This is a genomic window from Streptomyces sp. NPDC027663 (assembly GCF_055566415.1).
The window spans coordinates 1-22239 of sequence record NZ_JBVHSK010000004.1 but is presented as its reverse complement, the minus strand read 5'-3'; the positions used below and the strand labels follow the sequence as shown (position 1 = coordinate 22239).

The 22239-nt window shown below is 69.5% G+C and carries 14 protein-coding genes and 4 pseudogenes; 6 read left to right on the top strand and 12 right to left on the bottom strand.

Translation table 11 applies throughout. The features are described 5' to 3' along the window. Positions 1-60: 60 nt before the first annotated feature. Positions 61-417: a MerR family transcriptional regulator gene (locus ACZ4SF_RS13325; protein ID WP_468382596.1), complete on the bottom strand. Its 357-nt coding sequence runs from the start codon at positions 415-417 to the stop codon at positions 61-63. 99 nt (positions 418-516) lie between these two features. Between ACZ4SF_RS13325 and ACZ4SF_RS13320 the strand changes: the two genes are divergently transcribed. From ACZ4SF_RS13320 to ACZ4SF_RS13310, 3 genes and pseudogenes are all read left to right on the top strand, one after another. Next, a complete protein-coding gene (locus tag ACZ4SF_RS13320; RefSeq protein ID WP_468382593.1) occupies positions 517-1305 on the top strand; it encodes an amidohydrolase family protein in 789 nt (262 codons plus the stop codon). Positions 1306-1732: 427 nt separating this feature from the next. Continuing rightward, entirely contained in the window at positions 1733-2605 is an 873-nt protein-coding gene (locus ACZ4SF_RS13315; protein WP_468382590.1) for a nuclease, read from the top strand. Between the two features lie 10 nt (positions 2606-2615). Continuing rightward, positions 2616-2804, top strand: a pseudogene (locus ACZ4SF_RS13310) (hypothetical protein); the annotation flags it as partial. Positions 2805-3105: 301 nt separating this feature from the next. On the opposite strand, the gene ACZ4SF_RS13305 reads toward ACZ4SF_RS13310, so the two are convergent. Further along, complete coding sequence (locus ACZ4SF_RS13305; RefSeq protein WP_468382588.1) at positions 3106-3543, bottom strand: cupin domain-containing protein; 438 nt, start codon at positions 3541-3543, stop codon at positions 3106-3108. Positions 3544-3920: 377 nt separating this feature from the next. Between ACZ4SF_RS13305 and ACZ4SF_RS13300 the strand changes: the two are divergent. Next, a pseudogene (locus ACZ4SF_RS13300) lies at positions 3921-4073 on the top strand (IS630 family transposase); the annotation flags it as partial. A 313-nt stretch (positions 4074-4386) separates the two neighbouring features. Here the strand turns inward: ACZ4SF_RS13300 and ACZ4SF_RS13295 are convergent. From ACZ4SF_RS13295 to ACZ4SF_RS13280, 4 genes are all read right to left on the bottom strand, one after another. Continuing rightward, positions 4387-5553: an alkaline phosphatase PhoX gene (locus ACZ4SF_RS13295; RefSeq protein WP_468382585.1), complete on the bottom strand. Its 1167-nt coding sequence runs from the start codon at positions 5551-5553 to the stop codon at positions 4387-4389. Positions 5554-6342: 789 nt separating this feature from the next. Next, the gene (locus tag ACZ4SF_RS13290) at positions 6343-9945 is read right to left on the bottom strand and encodes a S8 family serine peptidase (RefSeq protein ID WP_468382582.1); all 3603 of its coding nucleotides are present in this window, start codon (positions 9943-9945) and stop codon (positions 6343-6345) included. 459 nt (positions 9946-10404) lie between these two features. Next, positions 10405-11409, bottom strand: a complete 1005-nt coding sequence (locus ACZ4SF_RS13285; protein WP_468382579.1) for a helix-turn-helix transcriptional regulator — start codon at positions 11407-11409, stop codon at positions 10405-10407. 458 nt (positions 11410-11867) lie between these two features. After that, entirely contained in the window at positions 11868-15254 is a 3387-nt protein-coding gene (locus tag ACZ4SF_RS13280; protein ID WP_468382576.1) for a S8 family peptidase, read from the bottom strand. A gap of 659 nt (positions 15255-15913) precedes the next feature. Between ACZ4SF_RS13280 and ACZ4SF_RS13275 the strand changes: the two genes are divergently transcribed. Beyond that, complete coding sequence (locus ACZ4SF_RS13275; RefSeq protein ID WP_468382573.1) at positions 15914-16072, top strand: hypothetical protein; 159 nt, start codon at positions 15914-15916, stop codon at positions 16070-16072. A gap of 179 nt (positions 16073-16251) precedes the next feature. On the opposite strand, the gene ACZ4SF_RS13270 is transcribed toward ACZ4SF_RS13275, so the two are convergent. From ACZ4SF_RS13270 to ACZ4SF_RS13250, 5 genes and pseudogenes are all read right to left on the bottom strand, one after another. Beyond that, positions 16252-16680 (bottom strand): lasso peptide biosynthesis B2 protein, encoded by a 429-nt coding sequence (locus ACZ4SF_RS13270; protein WP_468383666.1) that lies wholly within the window; start codon positions 16678-16680, stop codon positions 16252-16254. Between the two features lie 186 nt (positions 16681-16866). Then, a pseudogene (locus tag ACZ4SF_RS13265) lies at positions 16867-17112 on the bottom strand (PqqD family protein); the annotation flags it as partial. Further along, positions 17109-18995, bottom strand: a complete 1887-nt coding sequence (locus ACZ4SF_RS13260) for an albusnodin/ikarugamycin family macrolactam cyclase (RefSeq protein ID WP_468382570.1) — start codon at positions 18993-18995, stop codon at positions 17109-17111. The pseudogene ACZ4SF_RS13265 and the gene ACZ4SF_RS13260, both read right to left, overlap by 4 nt. An 8-nt stretch (positions 18996-19003) precedes the next feature. Then, positions 19004-19111, bottom strand: coding sequence for a lasso RiPP family leader peptide-containing protein (locus ACZ4SF_RS13255; protein ID WP_468383664.1), 108 nt, complete (start codon positions 19109-19111; stop codon positions 19004-19006). 475 nt (positions 19112-19586) lie between these two features. Beyond that, positions 19587-20834 carry an ROK family transcriptional regulator gene (locus ACZ4SF_RS13250; protein ID WP_468382567.1) on the bottom strand — a complete coding sequence of 416 codons (1248 nt, stop codon included), beginning with the start codon at positions 20832-20834 and terminating at the stop codon, positions 19587-19589. A gap of 548 nt (positions 20835-21382) precedes the next feature. Between ACZ4SF_RS13250 and ACZ4SF_RS13245 the strand changes: the two genes are divergently transcribed. Continuing rightward, a complete protein-coding gene (locus ACZ4SF_RS13245) occupies positions 21383-21910 on the top strand; it encodes an STM3941 family protein (protein ID WP_468382565.1) in 528 nt (175 codons plus the stop codon). 39 nt (positions 21911-21949) lie between these two features. Here the strand turns inward: ACZ4SF_RS13245 and ACZ4SF_RS13240 are convergent. Beyond that, a pseudogene (locus tag ACZ4SF_RS13240) lies at positions 21950-22084 on the bottom strand (IS5/IS1182 family transposase); the annotation flags it as partial. Positions 22085-22239: the final 155 nt, after the last annotated feature.

The following is a 22239-nucleotide window of genomic DNA, read 5'->3' as shown; positions in this document are numbered from 1 at the left end:
GAGTCCGGACGGAGGGTGATCGAACTGCGCGGTGCGGGACTTCGACGCCCGACGCCAGGCTCAGCCTGCCGCGTTCTCGGTGGCGGCGATCGTCTGGCGCAGAAGGCGGCGCGCGGTGTCCAGGTCGGCGGCACGCTGGTCGAGGGCGTTCAGCTGGGTGCGGAGACTGGTGAGGACGCCCGGACAGGGATGCAGTGACGCCTCGTCGAAGGTGCAGGGCAGAACCTGGCGGATGATGCGGGTGGGCAAGCCGGCGGCCAGCAGAGCGCGAATGCGCCGCACTGTCTCCACTGTCCGGTCGTCGTACTCGCGATAGCCGTTGGCGCGGCGCTCTGAGCTGATCAGCTCCATCCGCTCGTAGTAGCGCAGCAGGCGCTCGCTGACTCCCGTACGACGCGACAGCTCCCCGATCAGCACCGACCAGTTCCCTCCGACTTGACCTTCCCATGGTGTCAGGGAGCAACAGTGCACTGGCCGGCCGCATTCCGGGCCGGCAGCCAAGGAGGGAGTGAGCCTTTGATCATCGATGCGCACAGCCACGTCCATGACCCCGTCGCGGCACACGTCGAGCTGCTGGACGAGGCCGGGGTGGACCGCGCTGTACTGTTCGCCACCCGCCCACACCCGGAGCGGGCCGGTGACCTTGCCTCGCTGCGCCGGGAGATGGCGATCCTGGACGAAGCCATCGGCGGCCGTGCCGGCACCGTCGACGGGTATCGCGGAGCGTGGAAGGAGTTGGACGCCGCGCTCGCCGCGCAGCCGCGGCGGTTCATCGGCTTCCTGTCCGTGCCGCTGGGACTCGAGCCGGGGCAGACCGCCGCAATGGTGGAACGCGAGGTCGTCGGGCGTGGGCTGCACGGAATCGGCGAGCTGACACCGCCGCCGGGACGGGCAGAGGTGATCGAACCAGTGCTCCAGGCTGCGGCCGACCACGGGGGGATGCCCGTGGTCGTGCACGGATCCGCCCCGACCACGGCGGACGATCTGACGAGGATGTCGGTGCTCGCCGGCCGGTATCCGACGGTTCCGCTTGTGGTCAGCCAGCTGGGCGGGCTGAACTGGATGCAGGCCGTCGAGCTGGTGAGGGACACCCCGAACATGTACCTGGAGCTGTCCACGGCCAACATCGTCTTCGCGGTCCGGCTGGCCATCAAGGAGATCCCGGACCGGACCCTGTTCGGATCGGACGCGCCGTACGGTGACCCGGTCCTCGCTCGGGCGATGGTGGAGCGGGTCACCAGCTCGGGCGAGGTGCGTGACCGGGTGCTCGGCGGGACGATCGCCGAATTGGTCGGACTGGGCTGATGCAGGGCCCCCGGCTTCCGCTGTGCCCGACGGATGGAGCGCTGCAAAGGGCTCTGACCAGACGCCGGCACCTGGAGCATGCCACGCATGCGAAACTACGGTGCACAGCTCGTGACCAGCCCGCAGGACCCTTGCCGTGGCGCGGCCATCCGCCCGGCGCCGGCCGCCATGGGAGCAGCGGTCAGACCCACGGAAAACGAGCAGATGTGCGCCCTCAGGCGTCGGCGCCGGATGGGTGAGCTGGGCGGCGATGGCTTACGGCACATGGCGGGATTCGTGCCGCGTTCGAAGTGATTCGGGCGCGGTGCCGTGCGGCGGGCCGGGGGCGGGTTGTAGGGATGGCGGTGCCCACCGCCATGCCGATCCCACTGGGTCGTGGCTGCTTCGCCGGCCTCGTCCTGCCCGGATCCCCTAGCAGGGAGTCGCCATGCCAATGCTGCTGATCAAGGGCAAGTACCAGATCATCGGGGGCCGTTCGGACGGGGATACCGTGCACTTCACCCCCGACACGCCCTCCGAGTGGGAGCTCGTCCCCGGGCCGCACAAGGTAAAGCACAACAGTGCCGGGCGGGCCAAGCTGCGGCTGGACGCGATCGACGCCCTGGAGACGCATTTCCAGCGCGGCGGCCCCGAGGTGAGCCAGCCGCTGAAGTTCGCGCGCCAGGCCCGGGACGAACTGGTGGCGTGGATCGGATTCACCAGCGTGGAGCGGGCCGAGGACGACACGGTCACCGCGGCGACCCCCGAGAGCGTGCCCGGCTGGATCCTCACCAGCGGCGCGACCCAGGACAAGCGCTGCATCGCCCTGGCCGGCAAGGGCACGCCGCCCGGCACGAGCGGCACCATGATCGTTGTCGACGTGCCGCTGCTGCAGACCACCCTCAACCACCACATGATCGCGGCCGGCCTCGTCTACCCCACCTTCTACCGCAACCTCTTCGCGGACCTGCGGGACGAGCTGACCGCCGCCTCGCATGCGGCACAGACGCCCGTGAAGAAGGGCCTGTGGGCCGAGGACGTCACCATGTCGGGGGCGACCGTGACCGGCATGGAGTCGCTCACCCACCCCGAGCACGGGGCCGTGATCCTGCCCAAGCTGTTCCGCAGACTCGTCGAGTACCTCAACCTTGGCAATCCGGACATGGCCGGCTTCGCTGCCTTCCTCGACGCGGCCGCGGACAAGTACTGGATCTTGTCCACCGGTCAGTCCCCGACCGGCCTCGACACCGTGGTCGAGGTGAACGGCACCAAGGTGAAGATGACCCACCCGCCCGAGGACCTCGTCTTCGAAGAGGGCTGAGCAGAGGAACCCCGACCATCACGGAAAGCCCAAGAAGCGCGGCATGAATGTGCAAGCCGTCGCTGATCCGCTCGGCCGTCTGCTGCGGGCGTCGCCGGCCCTGCCCGGCGCCGCCCACGACGTCCGCGCGGCCCGCGTCCACGACGTCCGCGCGGCCCGCGAACACGGCGTCCTCCACGCGCTTGCTGGGGCAGACGTCCCCCGGCCTCGTCCAAGCCGTCCTCGCCCGGCACCTGGCAAGCGCACTGAGGATGGAAGGGCTCAGTGATCCGTTCCGGCCTCAGCTCGAGCGCCTACCGGTGGCATGGGCGTACGCGTCGCGGATGGGGATCGGCACGTGGCCGCTGCGCCGGCGCAGGCGGTGCGGCACCATGAGTCCGACCGGGTGGCACAACGTGTTCGGGTCCGTGAGATCGCTGGACGACTAAGGCCGGAGGCTGTTGCAAAGCCAGGCACTGGGATCGGTGTTCCGGGCTCCGCACCCGTGTCGATCCCGCGGGTCAGCCTTCGGAGGGACGCGGGGCGCGCAGGTGCGCCCGTTCCTTCAGTTCCTCCGTGTCGACCACCGTGAGCATCGGCTGCCCCGGCGCGCACAACATGGTCACCACGAACTTGGTCGGTGCGTCCGACAGGGCGTTGCCGTCCTGGTAGTGGATCACATCACCGCCTGGCTCCCAGAACGTCCCACCGGCCTCGACCACACGCTCTGGCTCACCCTCGAGCTCGAACCGGAGCGCGCCCTCCATCACGTAGCCGAACGACGGGCCCGAGTGGCGATGCGGAGGGAGCCCGGGGTGACCGGGAGGCCACTCCACGAGGATGGTCATTCCCGAACCACCTTCGGGAAAGAAAGGCGGAGTGACTTCCTGCAGCAACTTGACTTCGGATGGCAAGGAGACCTCGTGGGCGGTCCCGTGCTCAGGGTTCTTGTCGGGCATGTACTACACCTCCGTAAGCCTGTCCCGGGGTGGACGATCTGCGTTGGCCACCGCATTCCGGACCGGTGTACCGACCCACTCGTTCGGCGGTGACCAAGTTCGCCGGTTCCCAGCCCACACAGCTCGCTAGGCGATGAGGCGAGCCACAGCCCGCATCCGTGACAGGCCGTGTGCCTTCTGCCTCGCCCGAACGGTCTCGAGACCACCCTGCCTCCCGTAGGCGGCCGCCACAATCCGGAAGCCAGCGGCATCGAGACCGCATCGCACCATCTCACCGCCGGGCATTCGGTGCCGTATCCGGCAACGCCTGCCCTGTTGTGGGGTGACGCGCCGCTCGGGTGCTGGCGCAGGCGGTGCCTCACCATGAGTCCGTCCGGGTGGCAGAACGTGTGCGGGTTCGTAAGGCCGATGACGATGAAGGCCGGAGGTTGCTGCGGATCATCGGCAGAGGCACCGGCTCGGTCGTGACGTGGCGGCGGTCCCAGACGGTGCTGCTGTCGGCACAGGGCATGGCAGTGACGAAGATCGCCGGGTGACGGTCACCGGCGGGGAGCGGACCGCTTACTGCCGATGGCGCCCTCGCGTTCGTCAGGCGGTGGCGTGCACCCGCCCAGTGGTCCCACACCAGAAGACGATCAGCAGGATCACGGGCCTGCGGCTGACGAGGGACTCCACCGTCGTCGCGACCAGCGGGCCACCGGCAGGGCACGGTCCTACCTTGCAGCCCGCAGGGGGATGCAGAGGGTGGCCGAGGGTTCGCTGGGGACGAATGTCGCTATGACGGGCCGGTTGACGGTTGGGCCGGTGCGTTGCCGCCCCGACCCAACCGTCGGCGGACTGCCGTCAGGCGGTGGCGCGGAACGGGCCGGTCACCTCGTAGGTGATGCCGCCGGAGGAGCTGCCGGACGTGCCGCGCTGGCTGGAGAAGTACAGCCGCCGGCCGTTGGGGGAGAACGCCGGGCCGGTGATCTCCGAGCTGGACTGGCCGGTGATCCGAAGGAAGGGAGCGACGATGTCGTCGGGGGTGATGATGCAGATCTCCATGTTGCCGCCGTCCTCGGCAACGAAGAGGTCCCCCGAGGAGCTGCCGGTGACGTTGTCGACGCCGGTCAGTGGTGCGGTGCCGTTGGTGACCAGGCTGTCGTCGTAGGCCAGTTCGTAGGTGCTGTTGAGCAGGTTGAGCTGCCAGACGCGGTTGTCACCCTTGGTGGTGAACCACACGGTGTCGTTGGCGTAGTGGCAGCCCTCACCGCCGTTGAAGAGCTTGGCACCGGAGACCTGGTCGCGGGTGGCCGTGGGGGAGCCGTCCGGGTCGGGCACGTTCGTCCACGTGAAGGAGCCGGAGGTCCCGGTGCCGGCGACCAGCACCTGGAGGGTGCCGGAGGACAGGTTGCCCCAGCTGGTGGGAACGAACCGGTAGAAGCAGCCGTCCGGCTCGTCCTCCGTCAGGTAGACGACCTTGCGCACCGGGTCGGCGGCGGCCGCTTCGTGCTTGAACTGGCCCATCGCGGCGCGGCGGACGGCGGCGTTCGTGCCCCACGGATCGGTTTCATAGACGTAGCCGCGGCTCACTTCCTCACAGGACAGCCACGTGTTCCACGGGGTCGCGCCGCCCGCACAGTTGTTCCGGGTGTTCGACAGGATGCGGTAGGCGCCCGTGATGGAACCCGAGGAGTTGAACTTGACGGCGCCCGCGCCGCCACCGGTGGACACCTCGGAGTTGGAGACGTAGATCCAGCCGGTGCCGTCGGCGAAGCAGGCGCCGCCGTCGGGGGCACTGTGCCAGGTGTACGAAGTGCCGGTGACGGTCTGGCTGGAGCGGGCGATGACTCTGCTGCTGAAGCCACTGGGCAGCATGATGCCGTTGGCGTCGGCGGGCAGCAGGCCACCGTACGGGCTGGTGCCGTTCTGGGCGGGCGCCGCGTAGGCGGCGCCTCGCATGAGGGTGCCGCCGAATACGGCGGCCGAGGTACCGAGCACGGCACCACGCAGGAAGTTGCGACGTTCCACAGCTACTCCTTCAGCATGGAAGGGGTGAACGATGACGTTGTTGAGCGCCGCCGACTGGTCACCGGGGACCCTAGGGCCCGTGACCGGGGAGGGTAAGCCGCCTTTGGACCAACAGTTCCTGGCTGACGGGTGAGTAGAATTGCTGCAGAAACGGTATTTCTTCCACTAAGTGAACAAGCGGGGGATTCTCACGGGCTCAGCGATGAAGACCGCAGGCGCGTGTCCCCTTCACGGGCGGCGCTTGTTCCCGGAACGCCCCGCCCGTCGCGAGACGATGGCGATCCCCGCGCTGTGGTTCCAGCAGAAGTGCACACGACGAGAGCGCCGCGAGCTACGGCTGATGCGTCGTCGCATCGTCCTCAGGCGAGGCCGGCTGTCCGAGTTCCTGGTGGGGAAAGCCGGAGCGCGCCACCACGCGTGCCCATGAGGTCCAGCCGGCTGCGACGCAGAACACCACGACTGCCGACGGCAGCAGCACCACCGGCGGCCACCGCGCAGCGGCGCCCGCTCCTGTAAGGCGACTTCGACCAGCCAGGCCAGGTACAGCGGCGCGTCGGCCTGCCCCTGACCGAGCCCCATTTCCGTGACGGCGGCACCACTCGCGCGGGCCTGCGCGCGGATTTCCAGCTTGCCCCGTCACGGTCAGACGGGCAGCAAAACCGTCGACCACCCGTCCCGTTGCTGACACCGGCCGCACGGTGGACGATCGCCGCGCACAGGACCTGCCGGCGCTGCCGGGCGGGGCCGTCGGTCGACGGCCCCGCCCGGTCGATCATGCCGTCGGTGAGGTCAGCGCAGTCCGAAGGCTCGCGTGATCGTCTGGGAGACGGTGTTCCGGGCGTTGTCCCGGGCGGTGACCCGGAGGGTGGCGAAGTCCGCCGACTTCGGCGCGCTCAGCTCGGTCCGCCATCCCTCACCGGTGCGGGTCAGGTCGCTCGGGTGCCAGGTCCTGCCGTCGTCGTAGGAGACCTCCAGGGAGGGCTTGCCGATGGCGGCGGTGGTGCCGGGCAGGTGCGAGGCGGTGACCGTCAGCGCGGCGCGCCGGTCGGCTCGGCCGGCTGTGTCGGTGTCCACACCGTAGTCGAGTTGGATCAGCGGCAGGGACTGGGTCGATTCGGCCCCTGTTGCCGCGGACGTGAAGTTCCACTCGGTCAGGGTGTGCGTCGAGTACGGGTTGGTCCAGGAACCCCGGTCGTTGTCCAGCACCAGCCGGTAGGGCAGCCGCTCCGGGGCGAGCGCGGGGACCTGCAGCCATTCGGCGTTGCCCCAGTCGAGCTGCTGGTCGCCCTGGTAGAGCGCCATCCAGTCCTTGACGTCGAAGTTGGCGCGGGCTTCACCGACGTGTCCGGCTCCGGAGTCGCCCCAGCCGGGTGCGGTGATGTACATGGTGTCGAGGTAGCGCACCGGCTGGTAGCCCATCGGCCCCATCCGCGGCCGTTGGACCGGACCGAACCAGCTGACCTCGCCGGTCTTGTGCGCCGGGTAGTGGAGTACGCCGATGGAGTGCTGCCCGGTCTCGCCCTGGATGAAGGCGTCGTCCAGCCAGGTGGCGCCGGAGGTGACCCAGTCGGTCCGCCTGCCCTGGGCGGGAGCGGTGAGCTGGTTGCCGACGGCCCAGCCCCGCCAGACGTCGGGACGGAACTCCATCGCCTTGCCCTGCCGGTAGTTGCGGAACGAGACGTCCACCTTGCCGAGGTCCTTGGGCTCTTCCCGCCAGGTCGGGTCCGCCGGGACGGCGCCGGACCAGTGGTGCACCACGTCGTAGAGATAGTCGGTGGTGGGGTGAGAGGTCACCTTGAGCTTGACCACTCGGTGCTCGAGGGCGCCGATCAGGTCGGCGCCCTGGTCGGCGTCGAGGGTTGCCACGGTCAGCGGGGCCGGGCTCTCGGGGCTCCAGGGATTCTCGTCCCAGGGCTTCAGCCGGCCGACGCCGTCGTTGACGACCACGAGCAGCTGGGCGCCCGAGGCCGCGGCGGCCTCCGCCTGAGCCTTGATCCCGGACGGGGTGCTGCCCCGGACCACCACGGCCTTGTCGTGCATGTCCCGGCGGGCCGACTCCTTCGCCGCGCCTGCGCCGGCGTAGACCGCCGTGAGCGTCCGGGTGCCGGCCGGCAGCGGCTCGGCAGCGCGCTTGACGAGCGGGTCGGCGTAGGTCTTCGACGTCGTGCCCAGGGTCAGCGCCGGCTGCTCGAGGCGGAAGCGGGCACCGAACTCGAACTCGCCCGTGGTGACCTTTTTGCCGGTCGGCAGCGCCCAGATGCTGTCGTAGGACTCGTCGGGCAGCATGGAGGACTCGACCAGGCTGTCGGTGAACGACCGGTGGACGTCCAGGCGCGGTGCGACAGCGGTGGTCTGCTTCGGTACGCGGGCCAGGATCTGCCGGGTCCTGCGGCCGTCCAGGGTGACGGTGCGGTCCTGGTCCAGCTGCACGTCGTTGAAGGCGAGCAGGGCCATGCCCCGCGAGTGCGGTCCGCCCGCCCCGCGCACGTCGGCGGTGAGCCAGCCGCTGTAGCTGCCGACGGGTAGCCGCGCCGTACCGGTGCCGGACTCGTCGAGGTCGATCACCGTGAAGAGGTGATCAGCGGTGAGGACGACCCTGCCCGCGAGCGGATCGCCCGACCGGTCCTTCGCCACGACGGTCAGGTTCTGGCGCTGACCCTCGCGGGCGCCGCCGATCAGGGTCCGGGCCCGTACCGTTCCGGCGTCATCGGTACCGGTGATCATGGCGCTGATCGGATGGTCGGGCGTCAGCCGGTCCAGGCGCGTGGTCAGGTCGACCGAGGCGGTGCCGTGCGCGGGGACGGTGATCCGGTCCTCGGAGAGGGTGAACAGCCCCGCCGGGACGACGCCGTCTACCGCCAGGCCGAGGCCGACCGGGGTGTCGCCGGCATTGGTGTACGTCACCTTCCGGACTTCGGTCTCGCCCGGCTTCGGCGGCCACGTGTGGAAGCCGGAGTAGGTGCCGGCGGTCGCGAAGACCGACGCGTGCACCGCCGCCAGTGCGTCGAGCCGGCCTGCGCCGGCCTGGTACGGCGTGTACGACGGGGTCGCCCGGGCGCTGCTGACGAGTGCTTCCTTCAGCTGCGAGCCGGTCCAGTCGGGGTGCTCGGCGGCGAGCAGCGCGGCGGCGCCCGCGACGTGCGGCGTCGCCATCGACGTGCCGCTCATCGTGGTGTAGTAGCCGGCGCCCCGCCGGTAGTGGGAGCGGGCGGCGAGGACGTCGACGCCGGGTGCGGTGATCTCCGGCTTCAGCCCGGCGTCGCCGTCCCGCGGGCCCTGGCTGGAGAAGTCGGCGAGACGGTCCGCGGAGTCGACGGCGCCGACCGTGAGCGCGGCGTCCGCAGCACCGGGGCTGCTGATGGCGTGCGGGCCGCCGTTGCCCGCCGCGACGACGAACAGGGCGCCGGTCTCGCGGCTGAGCCGGTCGACGGTCTGGCTCATCGGGTCCGTGGCGTCACCGCCACCGCCGAGGCTCATGCTGATGATCCTGGCCTTCTGGTCCTGGGCGGCCCACTCCATGCCCGCGATGATCCAGGACTCCTGCCCTCGGCCGTCGGCGTCCAACACCTTGCCGACGGCCAGACGGGCGCCGGGGGCCACGCCCCGCTCCTTGCCGTCGGAGGCGCTGCCGGTGCCGGCGATGGTCGAGGCGACGTGTGTGCCGTGACCGTTGAAGTCGGCGGTGGCATCCGTCTCGGACGGGACGAAGCTGGCACTGGTGTCGATCTGCCCGGCCAGGTCCGGGTGTTCGCCGTCCGCGCCGCTGTCGAGCACCGCGACCTTCACGCCCTTGCCGGAGTTTCCCTCGGCCCAGACCTGCTGCGCGCCGATCTGGGCGGTCGAGTCGGCCAGCTCGGTCTTCACCTTGGCATCGAGCCAGATCCTGCCGATGCCGCCCGCGAAGGCCGGCTTCGGCGACCGGGCCGCCGCCCCGGAACCACGGGTGAGCGCGGACCAGAACGCCGGGGCCTGCTTGCGGTTCTGCGCGAGGGCGGCACCCTGGATGCTGTCCAGCCGGCGGACGACGTTCGAACCGGCCACCTTCGGCCGGGTCCGGGACCTGGCGGCGGCGTCGGTGTAGCTCACGATGAGCGGCAGCCGGGGGGCGTGCGCGTCGTCGTAGCCGTCGGCGATCAGCCGGGTCACGTTGAACAACTGCTTGTCCAGCTTTCCGGCGCCGACGTAAGGCAGGACGGCGTCCGGATACACGTACGTCGCACCGTCGATGACGGCGCGGTGGAAGCCCGCGGTGGCGCCGCCCGCGGCCTGGAAGGACCGGACGACGGTGCCGTCGGCGCCGGTACCGATGACGACCTTGTCACCGGTGATCAGGGTGACGGTGTGCATGTCGCCGCCGGACGACCGCGGTGCGGCTTCGGCCGGCACGGACACGCTCGGCTCTGCGGGCGCAGCGGCTGTGGCCGGTACGGCCCCGAGCCACAGGGCGGCGATCACGCCGACGGCCGGCAAACCCGGTCTGGGAAAACGCCTTTTGGGCAAGGAGAACCCCTGAATTGAAAGAAGTACGGGAGATGGCTCGGATCTTGGAGCCACCCACCGCCTCCGGCAAAGGGGTGTGCCGTGGCGCACCTGCGCCATGGCACAACTGCGCAGCCGGCGGGCCGGGGCAACGACGGGAGACCGGGGTGCGGGTGTGGCCGGCCGACAGGGCGCGCCGGGCCGGCAGACGGCGGTGACCGCGGCCCGTCACGGCCACATGGAAGACACGGGGGAGAAGGACTTCAGTACCTGTCCGACGGCGGGCGGGGACGCACCACCGGCACCCCTCGCGCTATGGCCGGCAAGCCCCGCCGGTGCCGAGCAGTGACACGCGCCAGGCAACGGGCAGCCTCACAGCCATCCACGACGCGCGGCCTGCCAGGCGAGTTGCATGCGGGTCGCCGCGCCGGCGCGCTCCATCATGGCCTGGATGCGGCGCTGGACGGTCCGTCGGCTCAGCTCCATCTGCGAGGCGATCGCCTTGTCGGCGACTCCCGCCACCAGCAGGGACAACAGCTTGCGGTCGGTGGGGGAGAGCGCGTCGGACGGCCCGGCTCCGTCCGCCCCCGAGAAGGCGCCGGAGCCGTCGACGTCCAGGGGTACGGCGTCCTCCCAGTAACGTTCGAACAGGGCGATCAGGGCCGCGAGCAGATTGCTGTCCCTGACCAGTGCGGTGGTGGGCTCTTCCGGGCTGCCGTGCGGCCCGCCCGCCACGAGGGGGAAGACGGCGACGCATCGGTCGGCGACCGCGAGGCGCAGCGGCAGGTGCGGCACGGCCCGGGCGACCTCCCCGGCTCGCACGCCCGCAACCACGTTGTCCACGGCTCCTTCGTCGTCGAAGAACGCCTTCTCGTACAGCACCCGGTAGCGCACTCCCCGGGCCAGCGCCTGGAACTCCTCGGCGTTGCTGCCCGACGGCATGGCCACGTACTGGGCCTTGCAGAACCAGAGCATCTCGTCCTGTGCGCCGGCCTGGATCTGCCTCAGCTGCTGACGCAGGGCCTCCGCCCCGGTGATGACCTCGAGCAACTGGCCGGCGTCGTGCCGGCGCATCGTGTCCCGGTAGGACTCGATCAGGCGGGCGGCCTCGAGACGGGCCAGCTCCAGCGCGTCCGTGCTGCGCTTGAGCCGGGGCAGCAGAGCCACGTCCGGGGGAGCGGCGCGGAACACCCGGGGCGTGCCGTCGGTGTGACTTGCGAGGCCCTTGGCGACCAGCGAGTCGAGGATCCGCGTGGCGTCCGTGACGGGCAGACGGGCGCGCTGGGCCATGTCCGTCGTGGTGGCCCGGCCGGACGTGACGAGCAGCCGGTAGACGGTCTCCTCCTCCTGCGAGACACCGGCGACCTCCAGCACCACGGGCGTCCTCCCCGGATTCTGCGCTTCGACGGTTGAATACCGTACTACATGGGAGGCGGGGGGCAAGGGGGGCCGCGCCCCCAGGCAGGTGGGGCGGGGGACGGACGCCGTGCACCGTTTCCGGTGCCGGTTTTCCGTCCCCGCCCGCCGACCCGGCCGGGCCCCGCGGCCGAGCACCCGGCTCTCCACGTGATCCGCTGGGCCAGGAGGCATTCACTGACCTGGCCGGCGAACGCCACATTGCGCCCGGGCCGGGTCGGGGCAACAGGTACCGACGCCCCCTCGCACGACGGCGGCGCGCTGTCCACGGGCGGCCCCCCACCCGCTCCGCTCGGGCCGCGTGCTGATGCTCGTCCCCTCCCTGGACCTGCTCACCTGGCTCTGAGTACGGCTGCCGATGGGCGGCGACGCGGACGGGCCCGCCGGACGGATCCGACGAGCCCGTCTGCCGGCCTCGCCTACTTGAGGAGGTAGGCCTTGATCACTGTCTGCTCGAAGGAGTTGCCCGCCGCGTCCTTGACGTAGGTACGCAGGCTGACCGAGCCGCCCGCGGCACGTCGCGGGCTGTCCACGGTCACGGTGCGGTGCAGGCCGGACCCCGTGACCTCGGCCGACTGCCACGTCCTTCCCTCGTCGTAGGAGACCTCGACGGTGAGGGTGCTGATCGGCGACTCGACGGCGCCGACCGTGCGCTGGACCAGCACCGGGATGTCGAGGGCGCGTCCGGCCTCGGCACGGTTCCACTCGTCCAGTTCCGGCGACATGCGCACCGCGTACAGCGGCAGGGCCTGGCGTGTCGCCGTGGTCTGCGACCGGAACCGCCATTCGGCCTGCAGATGCGTGCTGACGGCGCTGGGGGCGAGGTCGCGGTCGTGCTCGACCGTCAGACGGTAGTCGGCGGCGGTGGCGTCGGCCGGTACGTCGCTCATGCTCCAGTCCCTGGAGACCAGTTCGCCGTTGCGCCGCAGCTCCACCTCGGGCAGGCCGGCCGTCGTGTCGGCCACCAGGTCGACGTTTCCGTTCGCGGCCGACTGGAACGGGCGGTACATGGTGTCGCCCTCGCGGAAGGCAGCCATTTCGGGCGAGAGGCCAATGGCCTGGATCCCGCCGTTCCACCGCTCCTCGACCTTCGTCCCGGCCTTGTAGCCGTGGAGGGTACTGAGGTAGCTCTGTCCGCGGCTTTCCGGGTCGAAGAAGTTGTTCTGGTCGAAGGCCGTCTGCCGGCGCAGGCCCTCGGCCGCCGAGAAGTAGTCGACGCGCCGGGTCGGGACCGGAAGCCCTGCCATCGACACTCCGCCGAAGCGGATGTTGTCGACATACGTCCAGACGATGCGGGTAGCGGTGGTCCCCGGTGTGGTGGCGGCGAAGGTGGTGGTCACCTGGGCCAGCTCCGACTTGTGGGGGTTGTAGGCGGGATCGGCCGGGATGGCGCCGTGCACGGGCCGCGTCAGATAGTAGACCGACGAGGGATTCCCGTCCGTGCCGGCGGGGTCACCCCAGACGGTGCTGACGAGGTAGGTGAACTTCGAGTCCTCGTACTGCGCCGTCGGCGTCGCGTACACGCCCTCGATGTGGTCGTCGCCGACCGCGTTGTTCATGGTCACGGAGAGCAGCTCGTCGGCCAGGCTGACGGTGCCGATCTCGGCCGAGATGATGCGCGCCGAGCGGCTCGGCGCCGAGACCGTGACGGGCTTCGCCTTCCGGGCGTCGATGGTGACCTGCCGGTCGGCGCTCATCACGACCTTCGGCACGCCGACGATGACACCCTCGGTGAACGACGCGTCGAAGAAGAAGCCGCTCACCGAGTAGGTGTCCTTGGCCACCCGCACCACGGTGCTGCTCTTGCCGAGCGCTTCCACCTCGTAGGCCTTGCCGTCGGCCGATTCGACCAGCAGGTAGGCGTTGTCGGGAGCCGTACCCGTGCGGCTCTTCATGTCGATGCGCAGGTCGTACGACGGCTGCTCGACGTCCATGCCGAACGGCACGCGCACCGACACCCGGTCGTCCCCGGTGGCCGCGGTCACCACGCCGCTGTACGCGGCGTAGGTCGTGGCGGCTGCCGGGGCCGCAGTGAGGGTGACGTCCGCTGTTCCGTGCGCGGGCACGGTGACCGTGTCGGCGCTGAGACGGAACAGGCCCTCGGGGGCGGGCACATCCTTCTTGCCGCTGCTCGCGTGGTGCGTCAGGTGAAGGGTGACAGGCTCACGGCCCGAGTTGCGGTACGTGATCGTCTTGCTCACCGGCGGCCGCTCGCCGTCCGTCCAGCGGGCGAGCCCGAAGTCCAGTCCGGCGGGCTCGGCGGTGACCTCCTGGTCGACCGCCCGGGCGACGTCGACGCGCCCGGAGCCCTGGTAGTACGCGCCGTGCTCCTTGGCGCCGGTCGCCGACTGCATCAGCTGGCGCTTGACCTGATCGGCGGTCCAGTCGGGGTGCTCCTGGAACAGGATGGCGGCGGCTCCGGCCACGTGCGGCGTGGCCATGGACGTGCCGCTCATCCCGACATAGCCGTCGTCGGCGGTGGTGCCGCCCGCCATGGCGGCGACGACGTTCACTCCGGGGGCGATGAGGTCCGGCTTGAGGCCGGAGTCGCCCACCCGGGGGCCGACCGAGCTGAAGACGGCCAGGTCGTCGTCGGCTTCGGCAGCGCCGACAGCCAGCGCCCGGTCGGCGGAGGCGGGCGAGGAGACCTTGCCCGGGCCGCTGTTGCCGGCCGCGGCCACGACCAGGGCGCCGTAGTCGCGGGTGACGGTGTCGACCATGGCCTCGACGGCGTCCGTCTCCGGCGTGTCGGTGTCGCCCAGGCTGAGGTTGATCACCTTGGCGCCGTGCTGGGCGGCCCACCCCATGCCCTCGATGATGTCGGAGTCGTCGCAGTTGCCGTCCGCGGTGCAGACCTTTCCGGACAGGATCCGCGCACCGGGCGCGACGCCCTTGTACCGGCCGCCGGAGGCAGCGCCGGAACCGGCGACGGTCGAGGTCACATGCGTGCCGTGGCCGTTCAGGTCGTCGGTGTTCGGCTCGGTGGTGAAGTTCGCGGATTCGGCGACGAGACCCTTCAGGTCCGGGTGGTTCGGGTCGTAACCGGTGTCGAGCACAGCCACCTTGACGCCGGCACCGGTGTAGCCCTTCTCCCAGGCGTGGGGGGCTCCGATGCGCGGCACCGTCTTGTCGAGCTTGACCTTGGCGCGGCCGTCCAGCCAGACCCGGCGCACACCCGCGCCGAAGGACGTGGCACCCGCCCGGCCGGGGGCGATGCCCTGCCAGAATCCCGCGGCGTCCTCGCGGTGTTCGTCAACGGCCGCGAAGGGGGTCCCGGAGATGGGGCGGACCTTGTCGGCCCCGGCGGCGGTGAGCCGACGCTCGGCCGTGCCCGCGTCACCCGCGTACTGGACGATCAGCGGCAGACTCGACCGCCCGGCGTACTTCCCTCGGACCAGGGCGGAGACATTGAACAGCGCCTTGTCGAGACGGCCCGTCGAGAGGAGGGGGAGAGCGTCGACGGGTATGACCGTCCAGTCCCCGCCGTCCTGTCGCTTGATGAAAGTGAGCCGCTCCCGGCCTTCGGCAGCCTTGACCGAGACACTCTGCTTGCCCGAGGTGTCCGTCTCCAGCGTGACGCGGTCGCCCGTGATCAGGGTGACCTGGTGCCGGGAGATCATCGCGGCGCGGGCCGTCCCGGCGCGCGCGGCGGCGACCGTCCGCCCGGCGTCCGAGCCGAGGTCCTGAGCGGCACCGGGGATGGCCGTCAGACCGGCCAGGAGCGCCACGAGGGCGGCCGTCGCTGCTGCATGCCGCGACAGAGGGAGGTGGACCCCGGGGCGCCACCTGTTGTTCACGTGTCTCATGGGGGGACAGCGTGGTGCCGCGAAGGCCAGAGATCAGCACTTCGCCTTGTCCACTCGACGCCAAGTCACATGTACGCCACCATCAATCACTCGCAAAGTGGGCCAAAGGGGCATTCGGATCTAGTACGGCCTCGTCCACCTGAAGAACGGGCCGTCGAAGCAGTCGTTGAGCCGAGGTCGCATCTCCCCTACGTCACTGGTAAGCCGATCCGTGAAATGTGACCAGACTCACATTTGCTTATGGGTGGTGGGCAAAAGTGATCGTATCCATCTCAACGGGACCGCATGGCGGTCTGTTCGGGCTCCAGGAGGGGCGTCGGGCAGCGCCCCGCCTTCGATTTGGCGCCCGCGGCGCGCCCAGGCTCCGCCGGTGACGACGGCACGCCGCCGCGGGTGTGCCCTGCCGGTGTTCCTCCGGCCGTCTACGGGACCGTCAGGGACGGCGCTCACCTGCAAGCCGTCTGCTCGGGTCAGTTCGATACTTCGCGAGTGGCAGCGCCATACGGACCCTGCAAATTGAATTCTCAGTCTCAACAATGTGGTGATGGCAGGCGTCTGTAAATCAGTCATGCCCCTCAGAGAGTGGCGATTGATTTCATACAGCTTGCCGAGAACACTGGATTGCGCAAGTGCCGAAGTCAGCGGAAAGGAGGTGAATCATGGGTGCCAAGATGACGATGACCACCCGCTGCTCGGTCTCCCTGCAGCAGGAGCAGGTGCGGATGGTCATCATCGTCGTCGTCCTCGTGCTCTGGAGCGTGCTGGCGCAGGTGCATGGGGGTACGACACCGGTAGACGCGCTGTTGGGGCGCGTCTGAGGGATGTGACGATCCCTCCCGGAGGGCGGTTGCCGAAGCAGGCGGCCGCCCTTGGGCCGTGCCGAGCCAGCGCAGGATCGACGGCAGGTGAAGCTTCACCCGCAGCAGCTTGGCAATCGCCCTTGAAACTGGCCGGTAAAGCCCGCCACTGTGGTTGGAGAAGTCGAGATTCGAAGAAGTCAGACACTCATAATGCAGCGGAAAGCCTCGATGCCGTGCTCGTCGGCTGGCGTGATCGGGATTCCCTGGACCTCGATCCAGGCGTGAAATCGACATGGGTCGACGGCCGTGCCGATGCACCACCTCACCCGGCGTCTGCTCAGGGCCAGCAACATCAGCGAGGCCAGGGAGATCTCAAGGCAGGCGGCGCGTCCGGGGTAGCGGGCGGCGGCATGCCGGACCGCGTTCAGCGCCGCCGTCCCCTGTGTCGCGGTGGCCTCCTGCCGACACCAGCGGTGCGAGGTCCAGTGCACGATCCGCAGGAGGGTGCGGAAGGGCAGCCGGATGAGTACCAGGGCGATCAGGAGGCCGAGCAGCCCCACGGGCAGGGCGCGTCGCGTGGGCAAACGGCTCGCCCGGAAAGCGTCCACCGCGGGATCGGCCGCCATGGTCACCTCCGCGCCGCCCGCACTACGCCTGTCACCGACAGGAGTGCGCCTGCCGTCCACAGGGCCGCACGCTGTCACGGCCGTGCCCCGGTCGAAGGCCGGCCCGTGCCCCGGGGCAGCGGCGGACCCGTCACCGGCAGCCGGGCCCGGCGGCGTGCCCGGGGGAGCGGTGGCGAGGAGGCCGCGGTCGAGGAGGAGGTCGGCGAGCTGCCGCGCGTCTCGCCGGATCCGGTCTTGGTAAGGATCGGGGAAGCGACGTGCCGTCACGCGTACTCCGGTCTCGAGATCCCGGCTGCGACGCCACTCCTGCCACAGCAGGCCTGCCACAGGGTTCATGGCGAAACAGCGACCCGAGCGGGCGTCCAGCAACACTGTGCCGCCGTGGGCACCCGGACTCTCGTGGACGTAGTCGGGCACCTGGACCCGGGTCATCGTGCCTCCCCGGACGCGCAATGTTCACCCAGCCACACATCCACCCCCAACAGGCGGTTGAGCGCGGGGAAGGGAGCGGCGAGGCCGTGCACAGCACCGTCGAGAGCGGCGACGACTCGCGCAGGCTCCACGATGCCCAGGTCGGCGAGTGGCGACTGGGCGAGGCGTTGACGGATGTCTGCTGCGGCTCGGCGGACGCCCAGGTAGTCCTCAGCCGCGTAGGTGCCCTTGGTTCGTCGGCTCAGAACGGCGTCGGGCACCGCACCGGCGAGTGCGGCCTTGAGCAGCGGCTTGGCCGTGAAGGGATTGGCCTTTGAGGGCGTCGGCAGGCTCATACAGGCCCGGACGACGTCGCCGTCCAGGAAAGGTGCTTGCGGCCAGACCCCGAAGGGTCTTGCCACAGCGACGAGTTGATTGTGCAGCGTCGCTGAGCTACGCAGCTCGCACAGGGCTGCGCGCGTACCAGGACCAGGTCCCGGCTCGTCGGAGCGTACTTGCCGGGCGCGCTCGGCAGCCAGTTCGGCGAGGTCGCGTCGGACCCCTGGGGTCAGCCACGAGGCCTCGGGACCGGGGGGCGGCCACCAGGCGATGGCGTCCAGCCACTGTGGAGGATGCGGGAGCGGTCGTTCCAGACGGGTCGCCAGATCCTGCAGCGCCCGGTCGAGTGGGGTATGGGCCAAACGCAGGGCCCGCTGAGCGACCCTGGCGGGAGACACACGGCGCAGTCTGCCCAAGGCGAGGGCGTCCTGGGTGAGCCGGCCGGCTGTCCGGCACGACGCCACTTCGCCGAGGTACGCGGGCGGCGCGGTCAGCAGGGCGTCGCCGCCCTCGCCTGTCAGGTGGACCCTTCCACCGCGCCTCGCGATGTGGCCGAGACGCAACCGGAGCCGGGCGATGACCGCGGTGGATGGATCGGGCTGGTCGGCCGGACCGCGCGCGCTCAGGTTGGCGTACGGCAGTGATGCGTGACCGCCCTGGGTGAGGCGGAGCCGGATGGCGGTCGTTTCGCGTGCGTAGCGCTGAGCGTGTCCCAGGTCGCCCGCCGGGGCTGCGGGATGGTGATAGACGAAGGCATCCAACTGCTCCATCACGTCCGCAGCGAGGAAGGCCAGCGAGGTGGAGTCCATACCCCCGCTGAAGTCGCAGGTGATCCGCGTGGCGTTGTGGGCGCGCAGGGCGACGGCTTGCTTCAGGGAGCTGCGCAGGCGGGCAGCGATGTCCTTCATGGAGGCGTCACTGTCGGGTGTGGGTGACACATAGGCCGACCGGGTGAGGGTGTTCGTGGCACGGTCGACGCGCAGCGATTCCCCGGGGCCAAGCTGGTGCACGCCCGCGAAGCTCGTCCGTGGCCCGACAAGTTCGGGCACTCCGGGACAGACGATGTGCGCTGCGAGCGCCAGGGTGTCCGGGGTCTCTTCCCGCTCCGTCATGACGGCCACGGTTGTGGCATGTGTGGAGACCACTGTCCGGTCGTCATATCGCGCGTAGTAGAGCGGAAACTGACCGGCCGGGTCGGCATAGGCGGTGAAGGACCCGCCCTGTTCCAGCACCAGCAGCAGATAGGCCCCCGGCCATCGGGTCAGCCTTTCCCAGTCGCCGTCGCGTGCCGAGCGCGCCAGGTCGTCCCGCATCCGCGCGGAGCCGGCGAGGCACTGGCCGACCGCAACAATCCGGGTCTGCGCATGAGCCGCGGTGCGCACCTCACCGGCGTGCCACGGTCCCCACAACCACAGCCGAGGGTCGGTGGGCCATACCTGTGTCGCCGGGAGCGGTAGCCGGGGGCCCGGCGGCAGGATTCCGGCAATGGTTGGGCCGGACGGGAGGCGGATCGTGAGCTCGCCGGTGTCCGGTGTCGAGTTGGCCGCGCCATGATTGACGACCACGACGACTCCTACCAGTAATACTGGGAATTGGCATCGGCATTGCCGTTGGGGGAACTGCCCAACGTAACCTCGCGGACGTGTCCAAGATCAATGAGAACCGGGGACACATAAGGCATGTCCTCGCTCAGGGGTGGCCCGTCCGGAAGCGTTCCCTTTCCTTCATCGGCCGTACAGTCGTACAGATCCGCGGAAAACGCGTCATGGGTCATCGGGCCGCCTCGGGTCAAGGGCACGGCTGCCTGGTCAAGAGGAACGGAACATCGGAAGCGGCCTTTTCGGCCACTGCAGTACGCCCTGCAGTGTAGCCGTGCGTCCGTGTGATGCAGCCGAGATCCGGAAACCGGTCGCCACATTGGCTGAGCAGGCACTTTTCCCTCACCAGCCAGGCTGGCGAGCGGCGTACGTGCGCCTCAGTTCCCCAGTCCGCGTCGTGCTCGTTGTGCAGTTCGATGACTTCGGCTCACACATTTGAAGCAGGTATTACGGCGCACGAACCGTCGGTCTTTGAAATTGAAGGAGAGAGCCTCGGAAGGTACCCCACCGGGTTCGATTGCCGCGCCTCACCCGCCGCAAGAGGTGCAGTCGGCGCTCCTACGGCGTACCGAAGCTCGCGCCCGTGCGGCCCGCCTGGGCCGGGTCACCGGTAGTCCTCGGGCTCTCCTGACCGCGCAGTCCAAGGACGAGGGCTCCCTGCGCTTCGGCCCTCGTCTTCAGCTCGCTCAGTTCCAGGACGAAGCCGGAACTCTCGGCCACTGCACCAGGGAGCGCGAAGCGGTGCAACGACTCCCTACAGCCTTCCAGGAGAAGGTCGCATTCCGTCAGCTGGCCACCGAGGACCACTACATCGGGGTTGAATAGATTGCACAGCTGGGCGATGAAGGAGCCGAGTGTCCGCCCCGCATCCCTGATCACCCGCATGCAGACGGGATCGTGCTCCCTGGCGGCGCGGATGACATCCTCCAGATGCTCGAAGTCCACGGCGCCCGCCCTGGGCCGAGCCTGCCGTACCCGCTGCACCAGCGCTTCAGCGCCGATCACGGTCTCCAGACAGCCGCGCCCGCCGCACTGGCACATCGCACCATCCGGTTCCAGAGTGAGGTGGCCGATCTCCCCGGCCATCCCGCCGCGCCCGCGAAGCAGGCTGTTATGGATGATGATTCCGGCTCCGACGCCGGTGGACACCTTCACGTAGACCACAGTCTCGGCGTGCTCCCGCTGGCTGTAGGTCTGCTCGGCAAGCGCACCGAGGTTGGCGTCGTTGTCGATGGATGCGGGGACGCCCAGCCAACTCCCCAGATCTCGCGCAGGACTGTCGCGGGGGCGCCAGGGGTGGAGGATGGGCAGCGTGAACTCGTTCGTGCGAGGATCGATCATACGAGGCACGGCAATGCCCAGCGAGAAGACATCACGCAGCGTGCAGCCGGTGTCCCTGACCGCGTCCCGGATCAGGTCCTGCACGGCGGGCCTGGCACGGTCCCAGCCCCGCGCCACCCCTTCCGAGTTGACGCGGACAGACACTGCGTCGAAATCCTTGTCGAGCCGGCGCGTGACTACCGTGACGTGGTTGAACCCGAGGTGTACGCCCACGCCGACCAGCTCCGTGGGTATGAGGCACACTTTGCCGGCGCGCCCGCTGTCCGCTCGGGCGCTGGTCACCATGCCTTCCTTCTCGAGTTCCCGGACCGCGGTGGACACTGTTGCCTGAGAAAGCAGGGTGCGGCGGGCGATACCGACTTGGGTGTCGGCCTTGATCGCGATGGCAAGCAGTACTTTCCTGCGGTTCTCATTGCGTTTCGGTGAGCCGGCTAACCCGTTGAAGAACTCGCGAATGTCAGTCATGACGCCCCCCTGTCACTGCATGCCCCCGCAGGCCAGCCGTCTACCCTTACCGACCGTAGCAGGTGGATCTTCGAATTGAAGGAGAGGCAGCTTCGATTGGCGCGACGATCAATGCAGCCATCAGGCGTCCGGCATACGAACACGATCAATGGCAGTGACAGAAATTGACTGAAAGTGTCCATTCGGGCTTCGGGGTTCCCCTCCGGACGACCCATGCCATGTTCTGCGCCCTCACCGCGATGCACTTCCGAGTGCCCAGGACGGCGGCCGCCCACCGCTCGTGCATGCCTCGCCGCGCACCAGAGGGAGGGTTCGAGACCGAGCAGCGCCGTCGTACTGCACCAGATGCTGTGGTTCACGGAACTGCGGCCAAAGCCGTTCCCAAGGGTCCCCATCAGGATCTGCCGTCGCGCCCGCCGACGTGCAAGGCGCAGCCGAGCAGACCCGTTCCGCCATCGTGTGGGACGGCGGCAGACAGGGCGGCCACGGCACCGGGCGGTCTGCGAAAGGCTTCCGCTGACGAGGCTCGGGTCCTATCGTCTGAGCCCGTGATCAGAAACGGTGTCCCACTGCCTCCGACGGTCTACCCCCTCGCCAAGGGACGTGTGTGGGCCATGCTGGCCGGCGCTCTGGTCTTCGTCGCTCTGGGCATTGTCTTCCTGGTCGCCCACAGCACTGTGAAGATGACTGTCGCGGGGGTGCTGGCCGTGCCCTTCTTCGGGTTCTGCTCGGTGCTCATCATCCAGCGCCTGCTCCGCGACCGACCGGAGCTGGTGCTGGACGACGGGGGAGTGGACCACGTGAGGCTGGGCCGGTTCGGCTGGGACGAGATAGCCGCCGTGCGGATCCGTGAACAGCGGGTACGCAACACCTCGCAGCGGTTCATCGAGCTGGTGCTGCACGACCCGGACGCCTATCTGGCTCGAGCACCCAAACTCGTCCGCAGCACCGCGTCCATGAACGCACGACTCGGCTTCGGTCCGGCCGACATGGCCACAAACACCTTGCCGGTGCCGCCTGAGGCGGTCCTGGACGCGATGCGGCGTCACCGCCCCGGACTCGCAGTACAGCACTGAGCGCGCCCGTTGGCCGACCGGCTGGTTCTGTCTCTTTGGTCAGCGCCGTGTCCAGACGAGGATGGCGGCGAGGCGCAGTGCGGCCTGGTAGGCGATGGTGAGTTCGTCGGTTCGCGTGGCCAGGCCGCGCCACTGCTCGAGGCGGTTGATGCATCGTTCGCCGGTGTTGCGCTGCGGCGCGGACAGCCAGGTCGCAGAAAACCCGCTGGCCGCCGCCCCGCGCACATGCGGGAGGGGGGTGCCTCTATGTCTTTCGTCAAGCGAGGCGTGGGGTTTTGGGTTCGTAGAAGGTGCCGTCGCGGAGCATGGCGAACAGGACGCTGATGCGG